This window comes from Nesterenkonia maliinae, assembly GCF_051262655.1.
In the GTDB taxonomy this organism is placed as follows: Bacteria; Actinomycetota; Actinomycetes; order Actinomycetales; family Micrococcaceae; genus Nesterenkonia.
This window is the reverse complement of sequence record NZ_JBIMEY010000005.1, coordinates 119294-134616: the sequence shown is the minus strand read 5'-3', so window position 1 is coordinate 134616 and position 15323 is coordinate 119294. Positions and strand designations below refer to the sequence as shown.

Below are 15323 nucleotides of genomic sequence, written 5' to 3'. Positions count from 1 at the left end.
CGCCGCGAGGGAACCCCTCTCAGCCCAGCTGCTGCCAGAGCCAGCGGTAGATCAGCGCGTTCATCCGGGCCTGCTGCTCCGGGTTCGCCGCGCCGCCGTGGCCGCCCTCGGTGTTCTCCCAGTAGGTGACATCGGCGCCGAGCTCCTCCAGGGCCGCGGTCATCTTTCGGGCGTGCCCGGGGTGGACCCGGTCATCGCGGGTGGAGGTGGTCAGCAGCACCGGCGGATAGTCCACGCCCTCGGCCACCAGGTGATACGGCGAGAAGCCCTGGATGAACTTCCAGTCCGCGGTCTCCGGGTCCCCGTATTCGGCGCGCCAGGAGGCTCCGGCGAGAAGCTGGGCGAAGCGCCGCATGTCTAGCAGCGGCACCTGGATGACCACGGCGCCGAAGAGCTCGGGATACTGCGCCAGCATGTTCCCGGTGAGCAGTCCGCCGTTGGAGCCGCCGCGGCAGGCGAGCTTCTCCACGGTGGTCACCCCGGTGCTGACCAGATCCCGAGCGACCGCGGCGAAGTCCTCGTAGGCGCGGTGCCGGTTCTCCTTCAGCGCGGCATGGTGCCAGCCCGGTCCGTATTCGCCGCCGCCGCGGATGTTGGCCACGGCGAAGACTCCCCCGGCCTCCAGCCAGGCCTTGCCGGCGAGTCCGAGGTAGCTCGGGGTCTGTGAGATCTGGAACCCGCCGTAGCCGTAGAGGATCGTCGGGTGCGGCTCGGGTCCCGCGATCTGCGTGGCGCCCGGGACGGTCGCGGTGTTCGCGGTCTCCACCGACTGCACGGCGTCGGCCCGGCCAATCAGGAAGTAGGGGATCCGGGTGCCGTCGGCACTGGTGGCGAAGCTCTGCGCGGAGGCGAGACCGTCGGCCTCGAAGCGTTCGGGGGCCTGCTTGATCAGCTCCAACGACGGCGGCTGGCCGGTCCGCAGCTCCTCGAGGGTGCCGCGGTGGAGGCTGGTGGGGGTGATCCAGTCGTTGCTGGTGACCCAGACCTCCTCGGACTCCTCTTCATCCACAGCCGCCACGCCCAGGGATCCGTTCAGCTCGCCGAAGGCGGCGCTGGCCCTCCACTTGCCGGCCTCACGCCAATGCGCCTCGACCCGGTGGATCACGTCCTCCATGATGGTCACCAGGATGGTCTCGCGGGTGACCGTCACGCCCAGCAGCGCAGCGGCCTCGGTGGGTTCGAAGAGCACCCGCAGCTCCGGCTCTCCGGCGACGAAGCGCTCGGCGTCGCCGACGATCAGGCTGCCACCGCGGTAGGCCACCCCGTGATGGGTGAAGTCGGTGCGCGGGCGCAGCAGGATCAGATCGCGGTGGAAGCCCACGGAGACGTCGGTGGGCACCTCGATCAGGGTCATCGCGTCCTGCGCGTCCGGGTCGATCAGGTAGGTCTCGCGGTCATAGAAGCCCAGCAGCCGCACCCCGACGTGCCGCTCGAATCCGGGGGTGCTGTCGTAGCCGGCGACGGCGGTCATGTGGTCCGCCTCGACGCTGAGCACCTCCTGGGCTTGCGTGAGCGGGGTGCCGCGGTGCCAGCGGCGGGCCACCCGCGGGTAGCCGGAGCTGGTGACGGCATCGGCGCCGTCGTCGTGGGTGAGGTAGACGGTGTCGGCGTCGATCCAGCTCAGACCACCCTTCCCCTGCGGACGGTGGAACCCGCCCTCGGATTCAGAGATGAAGCGTCGGGTGACCAGGTCGAACTCGCGGGTGACATCGGCGTCGGAGCCGCCCGGGGAGAGTGAGATCAGCGTGTGCCGCCAGGGGCCGGGGGTCGGCTGGTCGGTGCTGTGCGGGCGCAGCACCTCGGCACCGTGCCAGACCCAGGTGACGCCCTCCTCGGCGCTGAGCGCGTCGAGGTCGAGCAGGATCTCCCATTCGGGGGTCTCGCTGCGGTAGGACTCTTCGGTGGTGCGCCGCCAGAGCCCCTGCGGGTGGGCTTCGTCGGTCCAGAAGTTATAGAGGTGCTCCCCGCGCTTGGTCACGCCGGGGATCCGGTCCGAGGCGTCGAGGATCTCGCGCAGCTCGGTGCGCAGGGGGTCGAACCCTGCGTCCTGGATCCGCTCCTCGGCACGGGCATTGCGCTGATGCACCCATTCCAGCGCGCGCTCCCCGGTGACCTCTTCGAGCCAGAGGTGTGGATCTGCCTGAGACGGGTCGAGGTCGGGATTGATCAGGGGCTTCGCCGAGGGGACTGTCATCCCCCAATCCTAGCCACCCGCGTCTTACCGGGGCTTCCGTGTCCCACCGGCGGCACCGCCGGGCCGGTCGATCACGCAGCGCCCGGTAAGACGCAGAGGAGTGGGCGGCAGGGATCAGCCGGTGTTCTGCAGTCCGGCGGCCACGCCCTTGAGTGTGATCAGCAGCAGGTTGCGCGGATCATCGATCTCATCGTCGGCGAGCTTGCCCGAGCGCAGCACCCGCAGGGCGCGCAGCTGGATCAGCGAGAGCGCGTCCACGTAGGGGTTGCGCAGCTGCACGGCCCGGCCCAGGACCTGATGCTTCTCCAGCAGTCGCTTCTGATCCGTGATGGCCAGGACCCATTTGGAGGTCAGGTCGAACTCCTCGAGCACCACCGCGGTGAGGTCCTCGCGGCCCCCCAGCGCCAGGTACCGCTCGGCGATGCGCCGGTCGGTCTTGGCCAGGGACATCTCGATGTTGTCGATCAGGGCACGGAACAGCGGCCATTCGGCGTAGGCCTGGCGCAGCTGTTCCAGGTCCTGCACCGATTCCAGGGCGCTGCCCAGGCCGTACCATCCGGTCAGGTTGATCCGCGCCTGGCCCCAGGCGAAGTTCCAGGGGATCGCGCGCAGGTCCTCGAGGGACTCCACCGAGAGTCCGCGCTTGGCCGGACGGGAGCCGATGGCGAGCAGCCCGACTTCGTCCTGCGGGGTGACCTCGGCGAACCAGGGCGCGAAGCCCTCGGCGTTGACCAAGCCGTGGAAGCGTTCCCGGGAGACACCGTCCATCTTCTCGGCGAGCCCGGCATAGCGCTGGGCAGCCTCGGCGTTGCGCCGCTCGGTCGAGGGCGCCGAGGCCATCAGCGTGGCGGCGGCGACCTGCTCGATGTGGCGCAGCGCGATCTCCGGGTTGCCGTAGCGGGCGGAGATCACCTCTCCCTGCTCGGTGACCTTGAAGCGCAGGTCCACCGAGTGCGGGGGCTGCGCGAGGATCGCCCGGTTCGCGGGTCCGCCGCCGCGGCCCAGGGCGCCGCCGCGACCGTGGAACTGGGTGAGCGTGATGTCGTGCTTGATCCCCCAGGCGGAGATCTTCTCCTGCGCCTCATACAGGGCGAGGGTCGCGGAGACCGGGCCGACGTCCTTGGCGGAGTCCGAGTAGCCCAGCATGACCTCCATGCGCCGACCGGTCTGCTCCAGCCGGGCCTGCACGGCCGGGTTGGTCAGCATCTCCTCGAGGATCTGCGGCGCGTTGCGCAGGTCCTCGTAGGTCTCGAACAGCGGGATGACGTCGAGCACCGGGGCGTTCTCGGGTCCCCCGAGGGCCTTCTCCGCGAGCGTGTAGACGTCGGCGAGGTTCTGCGCGGACTGGGTGAAGGACACGATGTAGCGGCGGGCGGCGTCGACGCCGTAGCGCTGCTGCACCGAGGCGATGGCGCGGAAGGTCTCGAGCACCTCTTCTCCGGGCACCGCCATCTTCTCCACCGACTTCGAATCCTCGAGCCAGGCAAGGGTCTGGGCGTGCACCTTGGAGTGCTGGCGGACCTCGAGCTCGGCGAGGTGGAAGCCGAAGGTCTGGACCTGCCAGATCAGCTCCTGCAGGTCACCGTAGGCGGCCCGGTTCGCGCCGGCTTCGACGAGCGAGTCCTGGACCACGCGCAGGTCGTTGATGAGCTCCTCGGGCACCGCGTAGGCGAGATCGGCGTTGCGCTCCCGGGTGGCCTGGATCCGGCCGGTGATGCCGAGCAGCACCTGGCGGTGCGGCTCTCCCGGGGAGTGCTGGGAGGCCTGCTCGGCAAGCTCCTCGGAAAGCTGGCGCTGCCGGTTCCAGAGTGCGTCGAGCTTGCTGCTCGGCGGGGTGTAGCGGTCATCGAGGGTCAGTGACATCGCGGTGCGGCGGGACCGTTCCTCGTGGTCGGCCAGGACCCGGTCGGCGGCCTGCGCCACTGCTTTACGGGTGATCGTGGCGGTGACGTTGGGGTTGCCGTCGCGGTCTCCGGCGATCCAGGAGCCGAGTCGGATGAAGGCCGGGGCCTTGGGCGCCTGCGCGCCGGAGGCCTCGCCCTGGAGCCAGTCGTCCATCCGCCGGTAGGCCTGGGTGAAGACCGAGGAGAAGGAGGAGTCGAAGATGCCCAGTGCGGTGCGCACCTCGTCCAGCGGTGAGGGGCTGGAGACGCGCAGCTGCGCGGTGCGCCACATGTTGTCGATCTCTTCGAGGAGCTCGCGGCGATTCTTGGCGAGTTCGGTGGGTCCGACCCGTGGATCATCGCGCACGTCCAGGAGCGCACCGATGCGGCGGACCGATGCGGTGATCGCGTTGCGGCGGGCCTCGGTGGGGTGGGCCGTGAGCACCGGGTGGAAGCGCAGCTCTTTGAGCCGGCGCTCGGCCTCGCGCTCTCCGACCTCGGCGGCGAGGTGGGTGAAGGCCGCGGCCACCGAGTCAGAGGGCTGCTGCTGTGCGAGCGGGAGCTCGCCGTCACGGGTGCGCAGGGTGCGCACGCGGTGCTGCTCCTCGGCGAGGTTCGCCAGCAGGAAGTAGGAGGTGAACGCGCGGGCGACCTCTTTGGCCCGTTCCGCGGAGAAGGAGGAGACCAGCTCCTCGGCGCGTTCCAGGGTCTCGCCGCTGGTGTCTTCGAGTGCGGCGATGGTGAGTTCGCGCAGCGCCTCGACGTCGGCGAGCAGTCCCTCGGAGCCGTACTCCTCCAGGACCTGGCCGAGCAGGCCGCCGAGCAGGCCGACGTCGCGACGCATCGCGTCGGGCACTTCGTGGGTGGCCTGGACGCGAGTGACGCTGCCGGTGGCCGGCGAGCCCGCCTGCGCAGGGGCGGGTGTTTCCTGGGGCATGTGAATCTCCTTCTAGGATGCTTCACGTGACCCCATCGTCACGCTGATGAACTTGTCCTGCTGCTGAACTTCACTGACGTCTGCACGTCAGTGGCGTCTGAACTTCACTGACATCTGAACTTCACTGACTGCGGCGCTCCGACGTGGCTGCGCTCACTGTGTCCGGGGCAACACGTTATCAAGCCTGGTGGCTGCCTCGAAGTCGGCCGTCATCCTGCTGGACGGAGAAGCGCCGACGAGTCAGCCCCATTCAGCTTCTCGCAGCGCCCGACGACGATGCTCCAGCTCCATCAGCTCGCGGTTCAGCGCCTGGTGCTCCTCGGGGTTGTGTGAGGCATCCATGCGCTGGAGCCGTCCCAGCAGGTTGGCCTTCTGATGGGTGATCTTGAGTTCGACCAGCCGGTTGAGGATGGACTGACAGTACTTCTCCAGATGCTCGTCGCTGTTGGTGGGCAGCGAGGTGACCGCGAGCTCCGAGACGAAGGACTTGATCGGCTCCGGCACCTCATCGCGCACTGCCTGGACCCAGTTGCGCGGATCGGAGGCTGAAGCGGCGGCGATCCTCACGCCGTCGTGGATGGCCTGGTGCGCCGGGGCGGTGAAGCGCACGGTGAAGATCTCCTCCCACTGCTCTGCGGTGAGATGGGTGGGGTGCTGCAGGATCACCTCCAGCGCCTGGCGCTCCATCAGCACCGCCGGGTCGCGGGTGTCCGGGCGTGGATAGCCGGGGGCGCTGCGGCGCAGCTGCTCCCCCGCCGGCCCGCCCTGGCCCGGGCTGCCGTTGCGCTGATTTCCCTGACGCTGATTCGACTGGCTCTGGTTGCCGGCCGAAGCCTTCTCGGCTTCCAGGTGGGGCGAGGGCTGGTGCTTCTGCGCATAGGCGACCGCCCGGGTGACGTCGTCCATCTCGGCTCCCAGCCAGCCGGCCAGCTCCCGGGTGTAGGCCGGACGCATGGCCGGGTCCTTGATCGCACCGACGATCGGAGCGGTGGCGCGCAGCGCGCCGACCCGGCCCTCGATGGTGTTGAGGTCGAATTCGCGCAGCTTGGCCCGGATGGCGAACTCGAAGAGCGGGGTCTTGGAGCTGATCAGCTCACGGACCGCGTCATCGCCGCGGTGCTGGCGGATGTCACAGGGGTCCATGCCCTCGGGGCCGACGGCGATGAAGGTCTTGGCGAGGAACATGTGGTCCTCCTTGAACGCCTTGAGCGCCGCCTGCTGTCCGGCCGCATCACCGTCGAAGGTGAAGATCACCTCACCGGCGCCGCCCTCGTCGGAGATCAGTCGGCGCGCGATCCGGATATGACCCTCGCCGAAGGCGGTGCCGCAGGTCGCGACCGCGGTCTCCACCCCGGCCACGTGGCATGCCATGACATCGGTGTAGCCCTCCACGACGACAAGCTGGCGCTGCTTGGCGACGTGGCGTTTGGCGTGTTCGATCCCGTAGAGCACCTGTGACTTCTTGTAGATCGCCGTCTCGGGCGAGTTCAGGTATTTGGGACCCTTGTCGTCCTCGTAGAGGTGGCGGCCGCCGAAGCCCACGGTGTTGCCGGTCATGTTCCGGATGGGCCACATCAGCCGGCCGCGGAAGCGGTCGTAGATGCCGCGCCCGCCGGAGGAGAACATCCCGGTCTCGGTGAGCTCCTCGTCGGTGAAGCCTTTCGCGCGCAGGTGCTTGAGCAGGTTGTCCCAGCCTTTGGGCGCGTAGCCCACGGAGAACTGGGCGGCGTGTTCGCGGGTGAAGCCGCGGCCGGTGAGCATCTCGCGGGCGGGCTGCGCCTCGGGGCTCTGCAGCGCGGCCTGGAAGAACTCATCGGCGATCTTGTGCGCGTCCAGCAGCCGCTGGCGGCGACCGATCTCGGCCTTGTCCGGGCCCTTGCCGCCATCCTCGTAGCGCAGCTCGATCCCGAGGCGACCGGCGAGCTTCTCCACGGTCTCCTGGAAGCTGGTGTGGTCCATGCCCATCAGGAAAGCGATCACGTCACCGGATTCTCCGCAGCCGAAGCAGTGGAAGGTTCCGACCCCGGGACGGATGTGGAAGCTCGGGGAGCGTTCGTCGTGGAAGGGGCACAGGCCCTTCCACGAACCGATGCCGGCGCCCTTGAGCGTGACGTACTGCTCGACGATCTCGCGAAGGTCTGCGCGCTCACGGACGGCATCGATGTCTTCGCGTTTGATCAGTCCGGCCATGGCTCTAATCTACTCGGCGGGGCCAAATGATGACGGTGCGCTGCCGTTGGCTGTGGAGGCGCGGTGGAGGGACCGAAGTCTCGCTAGGCTGGGGAGCATGACTGAGCTTTCCGGACGCGAGCGGGTGCAGGCCGATGCCGATTCACGCGCGGTGACCCTTGAATTCGTCCAGCGCGGACCGGCCTCCTCATTGGAGGAGGCTGCCGAGAATCTCGGCGTGGAGCCGCGGGAGATCGTGAAGACCCTGGTCGCGAAGGCCAGACTGACCCAGTCCTCGACTGAGCACAGCTATGTGGTGGCGCTGATCCCCGGGGACAAGCAGGTCGACTGGGCGAAGCTGCGTCGGCTCGCCGGGATGAAGAAGATGTCGATGACCGCGCCCGAGGAGGCCGTGGCGGCCACCGGGTATCATCCGGGAACGATCACACCCTTCGGTGCCCGCACCCCGGAGGGCACGATGTGGCCGGTCTACGCCGATGAGTCGATCTCCGGTCGGATCGCCATGGGAGCCGGCGAACCGGACCTGAACCTCTTCGTGGAGGCGGAAGAGCTGTTCGCGGCCTTCGACGTCGTCGTCGGCGACATCGGGAAATAGCCCCGGGCGTGGAGGCCTTCAGCTCGCTGCCGCTGCGCCGTGTCGAGGAGCACTCGCTGACTCCCATGGATCGGGACCGCTGGCCCGCGACCCTGGCGCCGGTGCGGCAGATCCTCGAGGAGGGACTCGACCTTGGTCCGGTCACTGTCCTGGTCGGGGACAACGGCGCTGGAAAGTCCACGCTTGTGGAGGCGATCGCCGCGGCCTTCGGGCTGAACCCCGAGGGCGGCACCCATTCCGCGAGGCATCAGACCCGGTCCACCGAATCTCCCCTGGCGGAGCATCTGCAGCTGGTGCGCGGACTCGGGGCGTCCAAGCGCGGGGTGTTCCTGCGCGCGGAGACCATGCACGGGCACTTCAGCTACCTGGAGTCGATCGGCCGAGGCGGGCTGCACGAGCTCAGCCACGGCGAGGCGTTCTTGGAATACATCGCGGACCGCTCCCGCGTCGTCGGGCTGTGGGTGCTCGATGAGCCGGAGTCAGCGCTCTCGCTCTCCGGCTGCCTGGCGCTGATCGGCACCCTGCGCGACCTCGCGAAGGACGGCGCGCAGGTGCTGCTCTCCACGCACTCCCCGATCCTGGCCGCGCTGCCGGAGGCCGAGCTGATCGAGGTCGGAGAGTGGGGGCTGCGCTCCTGCGCCTATGAGGACCTCGACCTGGTGCGGAACTGGCGGTCCTTCCTCGACGCCCCGGACCGCTACCTGCGCCACCTGGACTGAGCCGCACCCACCCCCTGCGTTGAGGGGCGGATTCTGCGACTGTTTCGGGCCCTCCGCCGCATGAGATACCCGCAGGTTCCGCCCCTCAACGCGAAGGGAACGGAGGGTCAGGCGAAGAGGCGGTTGAACACCGGGCGGCCGTGGACCAGGGTGGCGTACCACTCCAGCGCCGCGCCGTCGGTGAGTGAGGCGATCTGGTCGATGATCGCACGCTGCCGGGCGGCCTCGTCGGATGCGGCGTGGAAGTCCGCCTGGAAGGGCGGCTCCAGGAACTGGTCTCCGGTCTCGGCGAGCAGCCCGTGCAGGCCCTCGATGACCTCGCGCTGCCGGGCGTAGACCGGCTTCTGCTCGCGGGAGGCCATGATGTAGGTCGCCGCGATGCCCTTCATCAGCGAGACCTCCTCCAGCGTCTCGTCCGGAACCACCAGGTCGGCCTCGTGGCGGACCAGCGGGCGGTCCCCGTAGACCTCGCGGGTGGCGGTGAAGATGGCGTGGGAGAACCTGCCGATGAGCTCGCTGGTCATGTTCTTCAGCGCGGCCAGCGCCCGGCGCGAGCCGTCGGACTCCCCCACCCAGGAATCAGCGGTGGAGAGCCGCTCCAGCGCGGCCTCGATCCGGGCCGGGTCGGTCTCGGGCAGGTACCAGTCGTGGGTGGTCTGGACCACGCGGCGGCGCTGCAGCGGGTCGGCGAGGAACTTCAGCTGGAACCGGCCGTTGACCACCCCGTCCTCGATGTCATGCACCGAGTAGGCGATATCGTCGGCGGCGTCCATCACCTGGGCCTCCATGGACTTCCGCCGGCCCGCCACACCCGCACGGATCCAGTCGAAGACCTCGACGTCGTCCTCATAGGTGCCGAACTTCGCGCTGCGGCTGCCGTCGGGCAGGCTCGGCGCCTCGTGCGCGCGCCAGGGGTATTTCACCGCGGCGTCCAGGGAGGCGCGGGTCAGGTTGAGTCCGGCAGAGCGGCCGTCGGGGTGGAAGCGCTTGGTCTCCAGCCGGGTCAGCAGCCGCAGCGTCTGCGCGTTGCCCTCGAACCCGCCGTAGGGGGCGGCCAGCGCATTGAGCACGGTCTCCCCGTTGTGCCCGAAGGGCGGGTGTCCGAGGTCATGGGAGAGACAGGCCGCGTCCACGACGTCGGGGTCGCAGCCCAGCAGCCGACCGAGGTCCCGGCCCACCTGGGCGACCTCGAGCGAGTGGGTCAGCCGGGTGCGGGAGAAGTCGTCGACGTCGGGCGAGACCACCTGGGTCTTGGCGCCCAGTCGGCGCAGCGCCGAGGAGTGCAGCAGCCGGGCCCGGTCACGCTCGAAGCTGGACCGGTAGACGGACTTGCCGTGTTCGGGCACCCAGCGGGCCTCGTCGGCCTCGGTGTAGCCCGGACGCAGGGCGGCATATCCGCCCTCTACTCGCTCCACGTTCTGCGCACTCATGCGTCCTACCTTAGCCGCCGGAGGTGTCGACCTCGGCGGCCTGGATCATCTCCCGCTGCGCCTCGTTGAGCTCCTGGGACTCCAGCCAGTCCTGCGGCAGGTGCACCTTCTTGGGCGATCCGGCGCGGCCGCGCGGGCCCTCGGCATCGGCCCCGGGGTAGCTCAGGGACTGGTCCAGCTGCCCGAGCAGGTCCTGGAGCTGGGTCATGGACTCCACCGCGACCAGCTGGGTGCGCAGGTGTGAGCCCACCGCGTAGCCCTTGAAGTACCAGGCCACGTGCTTGCGGATGTCCTGCATGGCCTTGCGCTCGTCGCCGTCGAAATACGGGACCAGCATCTGCGCGTGGCGCAACAGCGTGGCCGAGACCATCGGCAGATCCGGACGGTGCCGCTCCTCGCGCCCCTCGAAGGCGGCCTGGAGGTCACCGAAGAGCCAGGGTCGGCCCTGACAGCCGCGGCCGACGACGACGCCGTCCACCCCGGTCTGCTCGACCATCGCGACAGCATCCTCTGCTGACCAGATGTCACCGTTGCCCAGCACCGGGATGTCGGGGAGGGACTCGCGCAGCGCGGCGATCGCGGACCAGTCCGCCTGACCCGAGTAGTGCTGCCGGGCGGTGCGTCCGTGCAGGGCGACTGCGGCCACGCCGGAGTCCCGGGCGACCTTGCCGGCCTCGATGAAGGTCAGGTGGTCCTCGTCGATGCCCTTGCGCATCTTCACGGTCACCGGGATGTTGGCCTTGGAGGCTTCGCGCACAGCGGTGGCGACGATGGATTCGAAGAGTCGGATCTTCCAGGGCAGCGCGGAGCCGCCGCCCTTGCGGGTGACCTTCGGGACCGGGCAGCCGAAGTTCATGTCGATGTGATCCGCGCGGCCTTCTTCGACCAGCATCCGCACCGCGTGGCCGGTGGTGACCGGGTCCACCGAGTACAGCTGCACCGAGCGGGGCACCTCGTCGGGTTCATGCTTGATGATCCGCAGCGATTCGGGCCGGCGCTCCACCAGGGCGCGCGCGGTGACCATCTCGTTGACGAAGAGCCCGCCGCCGTAATCGCGGCAGAGCCGGCGGAACGCGGTGTTGGTGATCCCGGCCATCGGGGCAAGCACCACCGGGGTCTTCACCGTGATCGGCCCCAGGGTCAGCGGAGGCAGCAGCGCGGTGGTCTGCGGCGCGCTGGAAGCGGCGGTCTCGACGGTCATCGGCTCCCCGCTCAGGCTGCGTCTTTGGCGTAGATGAGCGCCTCGAAGTCGTACTCGGCCTCACCGGCCTCGATGAGCTCGTCGGTGACGGTCTTCAGCGGGACCATGGCGTCGTCGACCTCGACCTTGACCGGGAAGTGCGCGGAGAGCAGCGCGAGCATCGCCCGGCAGGCGGTCTCGGCGTCGGCGTCCTCCAACGCGGTGTTCCAGCCCAGCAGGACGTCGGCGGGCTCGTCGGTGCGCTCGGAGGTGTAGCTGATCGCGAAGGCCAGGATGTCGTTGTTCCCGCCTTCGGAAGTGTCGCGCAGCACCACGGCGCCCGAGGCGCCGGTCTCCGGGCCGAGCAGCATCTGCTGGGCCTTGCCGATGGTCATCTCGGCGCGGTCCCAGCTGTGCACGGTGTTGTAGAAGTCCGCGACCAGCTGGGTGAGCTCCACCGATCCTGTGGCGAGGTCTTCGAGGTCCAGTCCGGCGCTGTCCAGGTCCGGCAGCGAGATGGCGCCCGGCTGGACGACCACCTGGCGGGAGGCCTGGATCTTGGTGAAGCCGTTGTCCTTGAGGAAGCACTGGGCGGCGGAACGCTTCGCGACCCGGGCCTTCAGCGACTGCACGGCACAGTTGGGGACCTCGGCCTCGAGGATCTGCAGCATCTGCGCCGCGACGCCGCGGCGGCGGTGATCCGGGGCGACCTCGGCGTAGAAGGAGAGCCGGTCCGGGTGCAGCGAGGAGCGGAAGATCGTGGCGGCGGCCACGGGCAGCCCCGCGTCCTCGGCCACGATGCAGCGGGACCAGGGCTCGTTAGAAGAGGGCCGCAGCAGGCTGCGGTCCTGGTGGTGCATCGAGTTCTCCGGGTCTCCCCAGACCTGAAGCAGCTTCAGGTCGTCGCCGTCGGCCCAGGGGCGCACGGTGAGACCGGAGTCCAGAGTCAGCCGGGCCGGGTTCGCTGAGCGAGCCGCGGCGTCGTGCTCAATACTCATCACATTTCCTTAGACGAGGCAGTAAGTGTCGTTCAGACCAAACACGCCATGGTAGTCCCGCACCTGCGTCCGGACAAAGCTCAACCCCGCCCGCGCGCGATACCCGCTGTTCAGCGTCGGGCCGTTCAGCCGAGGGCTGAGCGACCCGACGCCTCACGGGCAGCCGTCTTGCTCGGATCGGCGCAGCGTCAACGCAGGGTCAGCTCAACGGAAGGGACCCGTCGGCTCATCCGAGCAGCTTCACCGCGAGGTAGGACTGGACCTTGTCCAGCGAAACCCGCTCCTGGGTCATCTCGTCGCGGTGGCGGATGGTGACCGCCTGGTCCTCCAGCGTGTCGAAGTCCACGGTGATGCAGAACGGGGTGCCGATCTCGTCCTGGCGACGGTAGCGGCGGCCGATGGCGCCGGAGTCGTCGAAATCGATGTTCCAGTGCTGGCGCAGCTGCTGGGCCAAATCCTGGGAGACCCCGGCGAGCTCGGGCTTCTTCGAGAGCGGCAGCACCGCGGCCTTCACCGGGGCCAGCTTCGGGTGCAGCTTCAGCACGGTGCGGGTGTCCACGCCGCCCTTGGTGTTCGGCGCCTCGTCCTCGGTGTAGGCGTCGACCAGGAAGGCCATCATCGCCCGGGTCAGGCCGAAGGAGGGCTCGATCACGTAGGGGGTGTAGCGGGTGCCGCTGGCCTGGTCGAAGTACTGCAGCTTCGCGCCGGAGGCTTCGGTGTGGGAGTTCAGGTCATAGTCGGTGCGGTTCGCGACGCCCATGAGCTCACCCCAGGCCGAGCCGGCGAAGTCGAAGCGGTATTCCAGGTCGATGGTGCCGGCGGAGTAGTGCGCGCGGTCATCTTCAGGCACGTCGAACTTGCGCAGGTTCTCGGGGTTCAGACCGAGGTCGGTGAACCAGTTGTAGCATGCGTCGACCCAGTGCTTGAACCACTCGTCGGCCTCATCCGGGTGGGTGAAGTACTCGATCTCCATCTGCTCGAACTCGCGGGTGCGGAAGATGAAGTTGCCGGGGGTGATCTCGTTGCGGAAGGCCTTGCCGATCTGGCCGATGCCGAAGGGCGGCTTCTTCCGGGCCGAGGTCACCACGTTGTTGAAGTTCACGAAGATGCCCTGGGCGGTCTCGGGGCGCATGTAGTGCAGCCCCTCCTGGTCATCCACCGGGCCGAGGAAGGTCTTCATCAGGCCGGAGAACTGCTGCGGCTCGGTCCATTTGCCGGGCTGGCCGGTCTCAGGGTCGCGGATGTCGGCGAGGCCGTTCTCCGGCGGGTGCCCGTGCTTGGCCTCATAGGCCTCGATCAGGTGATCGGCGCGGTAGCGGCGGTGGGTGTGCAGCGACTCGACCAGCGGGTCGGAGAAGGTCTTGACATGGCCCGAGGCATGCCAGACGGCCTGCGGAAGGATGATCGCGGAGTCCAGGCCGACCATGTCGCCGCGGCCGCGGATGAAGGTCTGCCACCATTCGGCCTTGATGTTCTCCTTGAGCTCGGTGCCCAGCGGTCCGTAGTCCCAGGCAGAGCGCGTGCCGCCGTAGATCTCTCCCGACTGGAACACGAAGCCGCGGCGCTTCGCCAGGGAGATGACTTTGTCGAGTGCGGTCTCTTTGGCCATGTGGCAGATACACCTCAGGTAGAACGGGGATGAACACAGATTGCGCCAGCTTATCGCGCGCACGCACCCGGCCCGAATGCGGGTCCGGTTCCGGACCAGGAGCTCAGGCTCCGCGCCTACGCCCTGGGCGTCCGCGCAGGATATCGGGCAGCGAGGCGATGATCACCGCGAGCAGGGTCAGCCCGGTGCCCAGCACGGTGGCGACGGTGACCAGCGAGCCGGGGGTGGGCAGCAGGACATCGAGCAGCAGCGAGCCCAGCAGCTGCCCGGCGATCATCCCCATCGCGGCGATCAGCACTCCGACCCGGGTGACCAGCAGCGCACCCAGGGCGATGAAGATGATCCCCAGAGGCCCGCCCAGATAGTGCCACCAGATCAGCGACAGCGCCGGCTCCACCCCGGTGATCAGCGCCTTGCCGGCCCAGACCAGCAGCAGGAACAGGGTGCCCGCGAGGAAGTTGAACAGGGTTCCCGGTGCCGGGGACCGATACGCCGCGGAGTGGCGGCCGTTGATGGCCTGCTGGGCCGCCTGCAGGAAGCCTCCCGAGAGCGGCAGCAGGACCAGGGCCAGCCAAGCGGGTCCCTGCCCGGCGGCACTGAGCTGCGGGGAGACCGCCCAGAGCACGGCGAGCACGGTCAGCACCGCACCGCCGACGCGGAACGGGTTCAGCCGCATCCGACCGGCCGGTCCCAGACCGATCCGGTCCCAGAGCAGTCCCCCGAGGGTCTGCCCGGTGACCACAGCCACGGTGAATACTGCGACGCCGATGAGCCCGATGGTCAGGGTCTGGGTGAGTACGAAGTAGGCGCCCACGCAGCCGGCCAGGAAATACCACCAGCGGATCCGCCCCTCGCGCACCGCCGGGGCCACCCTTCCGATGGCCCGCCGGCCCCGGCCCGTGCCGAAGGTCACCAGCAGCAAGATGATGCTGCCGACGCTGAAGCTGATCGTCGCCGCGAGGACCGGGTCCCCGATCTCGCTGGTCAGCGCGGCGTTGACGCGGCCCTGAGTGGGGATCGCTGCACCCGAGGCGAGCATCAGCAGAAGCAGGAAGACCCAGACCAGCGGGGAGCGGGGGCCCGCTGCGGGCTCGGCAGAACTCATGGGCCCACCTTATCCAGACCCCTCCCCCACGCTTGACCGGGCTCTACGTGATGGACCGGGCCTACCGTCGGGCAGGTCAAGCACCCAAGCCCAGGTAAAGCGCTGGGGATGCATGACAGACTTGGCCCATGAGCAAAGAAGTGTCTGAAGTCCCGATCCGCGACGAGTCCATCCGACTGGGGCAGCTCCTGAAGCTGGCCGGAGTGGTCGAGAACGGGGCGATCGCCCGCGAGGTGATCGACTCCTCCGGCGTCACCGTCGACGGTGAGGTGGAGACCCGCCGCGGCGCCCAGATCAAGCGCGGACAGCTCGTGGAGTTCGACGGCGAGCCCTTCGGTCTGCCCGCCGCGCGACTCATGCCCGTGGCGGGCTGACAGGGCTGAACCCACCTCCCTGAAACCGCGTGTACAGTGCCTCTAGGGGCCGTCCGCACGCTGTGTAACGGGCCTCACATGACATTCTTCTGCGAGGTGCCTGCCGGTC

Annotated in this window: 11 protein-coding genes; 3 read left to right on the top strand and 8 right to left on the bottom strand. The window is 68.8% G+C overall.

Annotated elements, in window-relative coordinates; translation table 11 throughout:
* Nucleotides 1–19: 19 nt before the first annotated feature.
* The 3 genes from ACHAA4_RS10645 to dnaG form a co-directional block, all read right to left on the bottom strand.
* Nucleotides 20–2194 (bottom strand): prolyl oligopeptidase family serine peptidase, encoded by a 2175-nt coding sequence (locus ACHAA4_RS10645; RefSeq protein ID WP_435774150.1) that lies wholly within the window; start codon nucleotides 2192–2194, stop codon nucleotides 20–22.
* Nucleotides 2195–2308: 114 nt separating this feature from the next.
* On the bottom strand, nucleotides 2309–5014 hold the full coding sequence (locus ACHAA4_RS10640) for a phosphoenolpyruvate carboxylase (protein WP_435774149.1): 2706 nt from the start codon (nucleotides 5012–5014) through the stop codon (nucleotides 2309–2311).
* Between the two features lie 240 nt (nucleotides 5015–5254).
* The gene (gene dnaG, locus ACHAA4_RS10635) at nucleotides 5255–7204 is read right to left on the bottom strand and encodes a DNA primase (protein ID WP_435774148.1); all 1950 of its coding nucleotides are present in this window, start codon (nucleotides 7202–7204) and stop codon (nucleotides 5255–5257) included.
* Nucleotides 7205–7301: 97 nt separating this feature from the next.
* Between dnaG and ACHAA4_RS10630 the strand changes: the two genes are divergently transcribed.
* Both ACHAA4_RS10630 and ACHAA4_RS10625 read left to right on the top strand, forming a co-directional pair.
* Nucleotides 7302–7799, top strand: a complete 498-nt coding sequence (locus ACHAA4_RS10630; protein WP_435774147.1) for an aminoacyl-tRNA deacylase — start codon at nucleotides 7302–7304, stop codon at nucleotides 7797–7799.
* Nucleotides 7800–7807: 8 nt separating this feature from the next.
* Nucleotides 7808–8518: an AAA family ATPase gene (locus tag ACHAA4_RS10625; RefSeq protein WP_435774146.1), complete on the top strand. Its 711-nt coding sequence runs from the start codon at nucleotides 7808–7810 to the stop codon at nucleotides 8516–8518.
* 107 nt (nucleotides 8519–8625) lie between these two features.
* Here the strand turns inward: ACHAA4_RS10625 and ACHAA4_RS10620 are convergent, their stop codons facing one another.
* The 5 genes from ACHAA4_RS10620 to ACHAA4_RS10600 all read right to left on the bottom strand — a co-directional run bounded on the left by ACHAA4_RS10620 (nucleotide 8626) and on the right by ACHAA4_RS10600 (nucleotide 14840).
* Nucleotides 8626–9948, bottom strand: coding sequence for a deoxyguanosinetriphosphate triphosphohydrolase (locus tag ACHAA4_RS10620; RefSeq protein WP_435774145.1), 1323 nt, complete (start codon nucleotides 9946–9948; stop codon nucleotides 8626–8628).
* A 10-nt stretch (nucleotides 9949–9958) separates the two neighbouring features.
* Nucleotides 9959–11149 (bottom strand): tRNA dihydrouridine synthase DusB, encoded by a 1191-nt coding sequence (gene dusB / locus ACHAA4_RS10615; protein ID WP_435774144.1) that lies wholly within the window; start codon nucleotides 11147–11149, stop codon nucleotides 9959–9961.
* 11 nt (nucleotides 11150–11160) lie between these two features.
* On the bottom strand, nucleotides 11161–12126 hold the full coding sequence (locus tag ACHAA4_RS10610) for a GNAT family N-acetyltransferase (RefSeq protein WP_435774143.1): 966 nt from the start codon (nucleotides 12124–12126) through the stop codon (nucleotides 11161–11163).
* A 226-nt stretch (nucleotides 12127–12352) separates the two neighbouring features.
* The gene (locus tag ACHAA4_RS10605) at nucleotides 12353–13735 is read right to left on the bottom strand and encodes a glycine--tRNA ligase (protein ID WP_435774142.1); all 1383 of its coding nucleotides are present in this window, start codon (nucleotides 13733–13735) and stop codon (nucleotides 12353–12355) included.
* A 103-nt stretch (nucleotides 13736–13838) separates the two neighbouring features.
* Nucleotides 13839–14840, bottom strand: coding sequence for a DMT family transporter (locus ACHAA4_RS10600; RefSeq protein ID WP_435774141.1), 1002 nt, complete (start codon nucleotides 14838–14840; stop codon nucleotides 13839–13841).
* 128 nt (nucleotides 14841–14968) lie between these two features.
* On the opposite strand from ACHAA4_RS10600, the gene ACHAA4_RS10595 reads away from it, so the two are divergent.
* Nucleotides 14969–15214, top strand: a complete 246-nt coding sequence (locus ACHAA4_RS10595) for an RNA-binding S4 domain-containing protein (RefSeq protein ID WP_435774140.1) — start codon at nucleotides 14969–14971, stop codon at nucleotides 15212–15214.
* The last annotated feature ends 109 nt before the right edge of the window (nucleotides 15215–15323 follow it).

Coding starts and splice junctions, on each gene's coding strand:
- ACHAA4_RS10645 (WP_435774150.1), bottom strand. CDS start 2,194: ATGACAGTCCCCTCGGCGAAGCCCCTGATCAATCCCGACCTCGACCCG.
- ACHAA4_RS10640 (WP_435774149.1), bottom strand. CDS start 5,014: ATGCCCCAGGAAACACCCGCCCCTGCGCAGGCGGGCTCGCCGGCCACC.
- dnaG (WP_435774148.1), bottom strand. CDS start 7,204: ATGGCCGGACTGATCAAACGCGAAGACATCGATGCCGTCCGTGAGCGC.
- ACHAA4_RS10630 (WP_435774147.1), top strand. CDS start 7,302: ATGACTGAGCTTTCCGGACGCGAGCGGGTGCAGGCCGATGCCGATTCA.
- ACHAA4_RS10620 (WP_435774145.1), bottom strand. CDS start 9,948: ATGAGTGCGCAGAACGTGGAGCGAGTAGAGGGCGGATATGCCGCCCTG.
- dusB (WP_435774144.1), bottom strand. CDS start 11,149: ATGACCGTCGAGACCGCCGCTTCCAGCGCGCCGCAGACCACCGCGCTG.
- ACHAA4_RS10610 (WP_435774143.1), bottom strand. CDS start 12,126: ATGAGTATTGAGCACGACGCCGCGGCTCGCTCAGCGAACCCGGCCCGG.
- ACHAA4_RS10605 (WP_435774142.1), bottom strand. CDS start 13,735: ATGGCCAAAGAGACCGCACTCGACAAAGTCATCTCCCTGGCGAAGCGC.
- ACHAA4_RS10600 (WP_435774141.1), bottom strand. CDS start 14,840: ATGAGTTCTGCCGAGCCCGCAGCGGGCCCCCGCTCCCCGCTGGTCTGG.
- ACHAA4_RS10595 (WP_435774140.1), top strand. CDS start 14,969: ATGAGCAAAGAAGTGTCTGAAGTCCCGATCCGCGACGAGTCCATCCGA.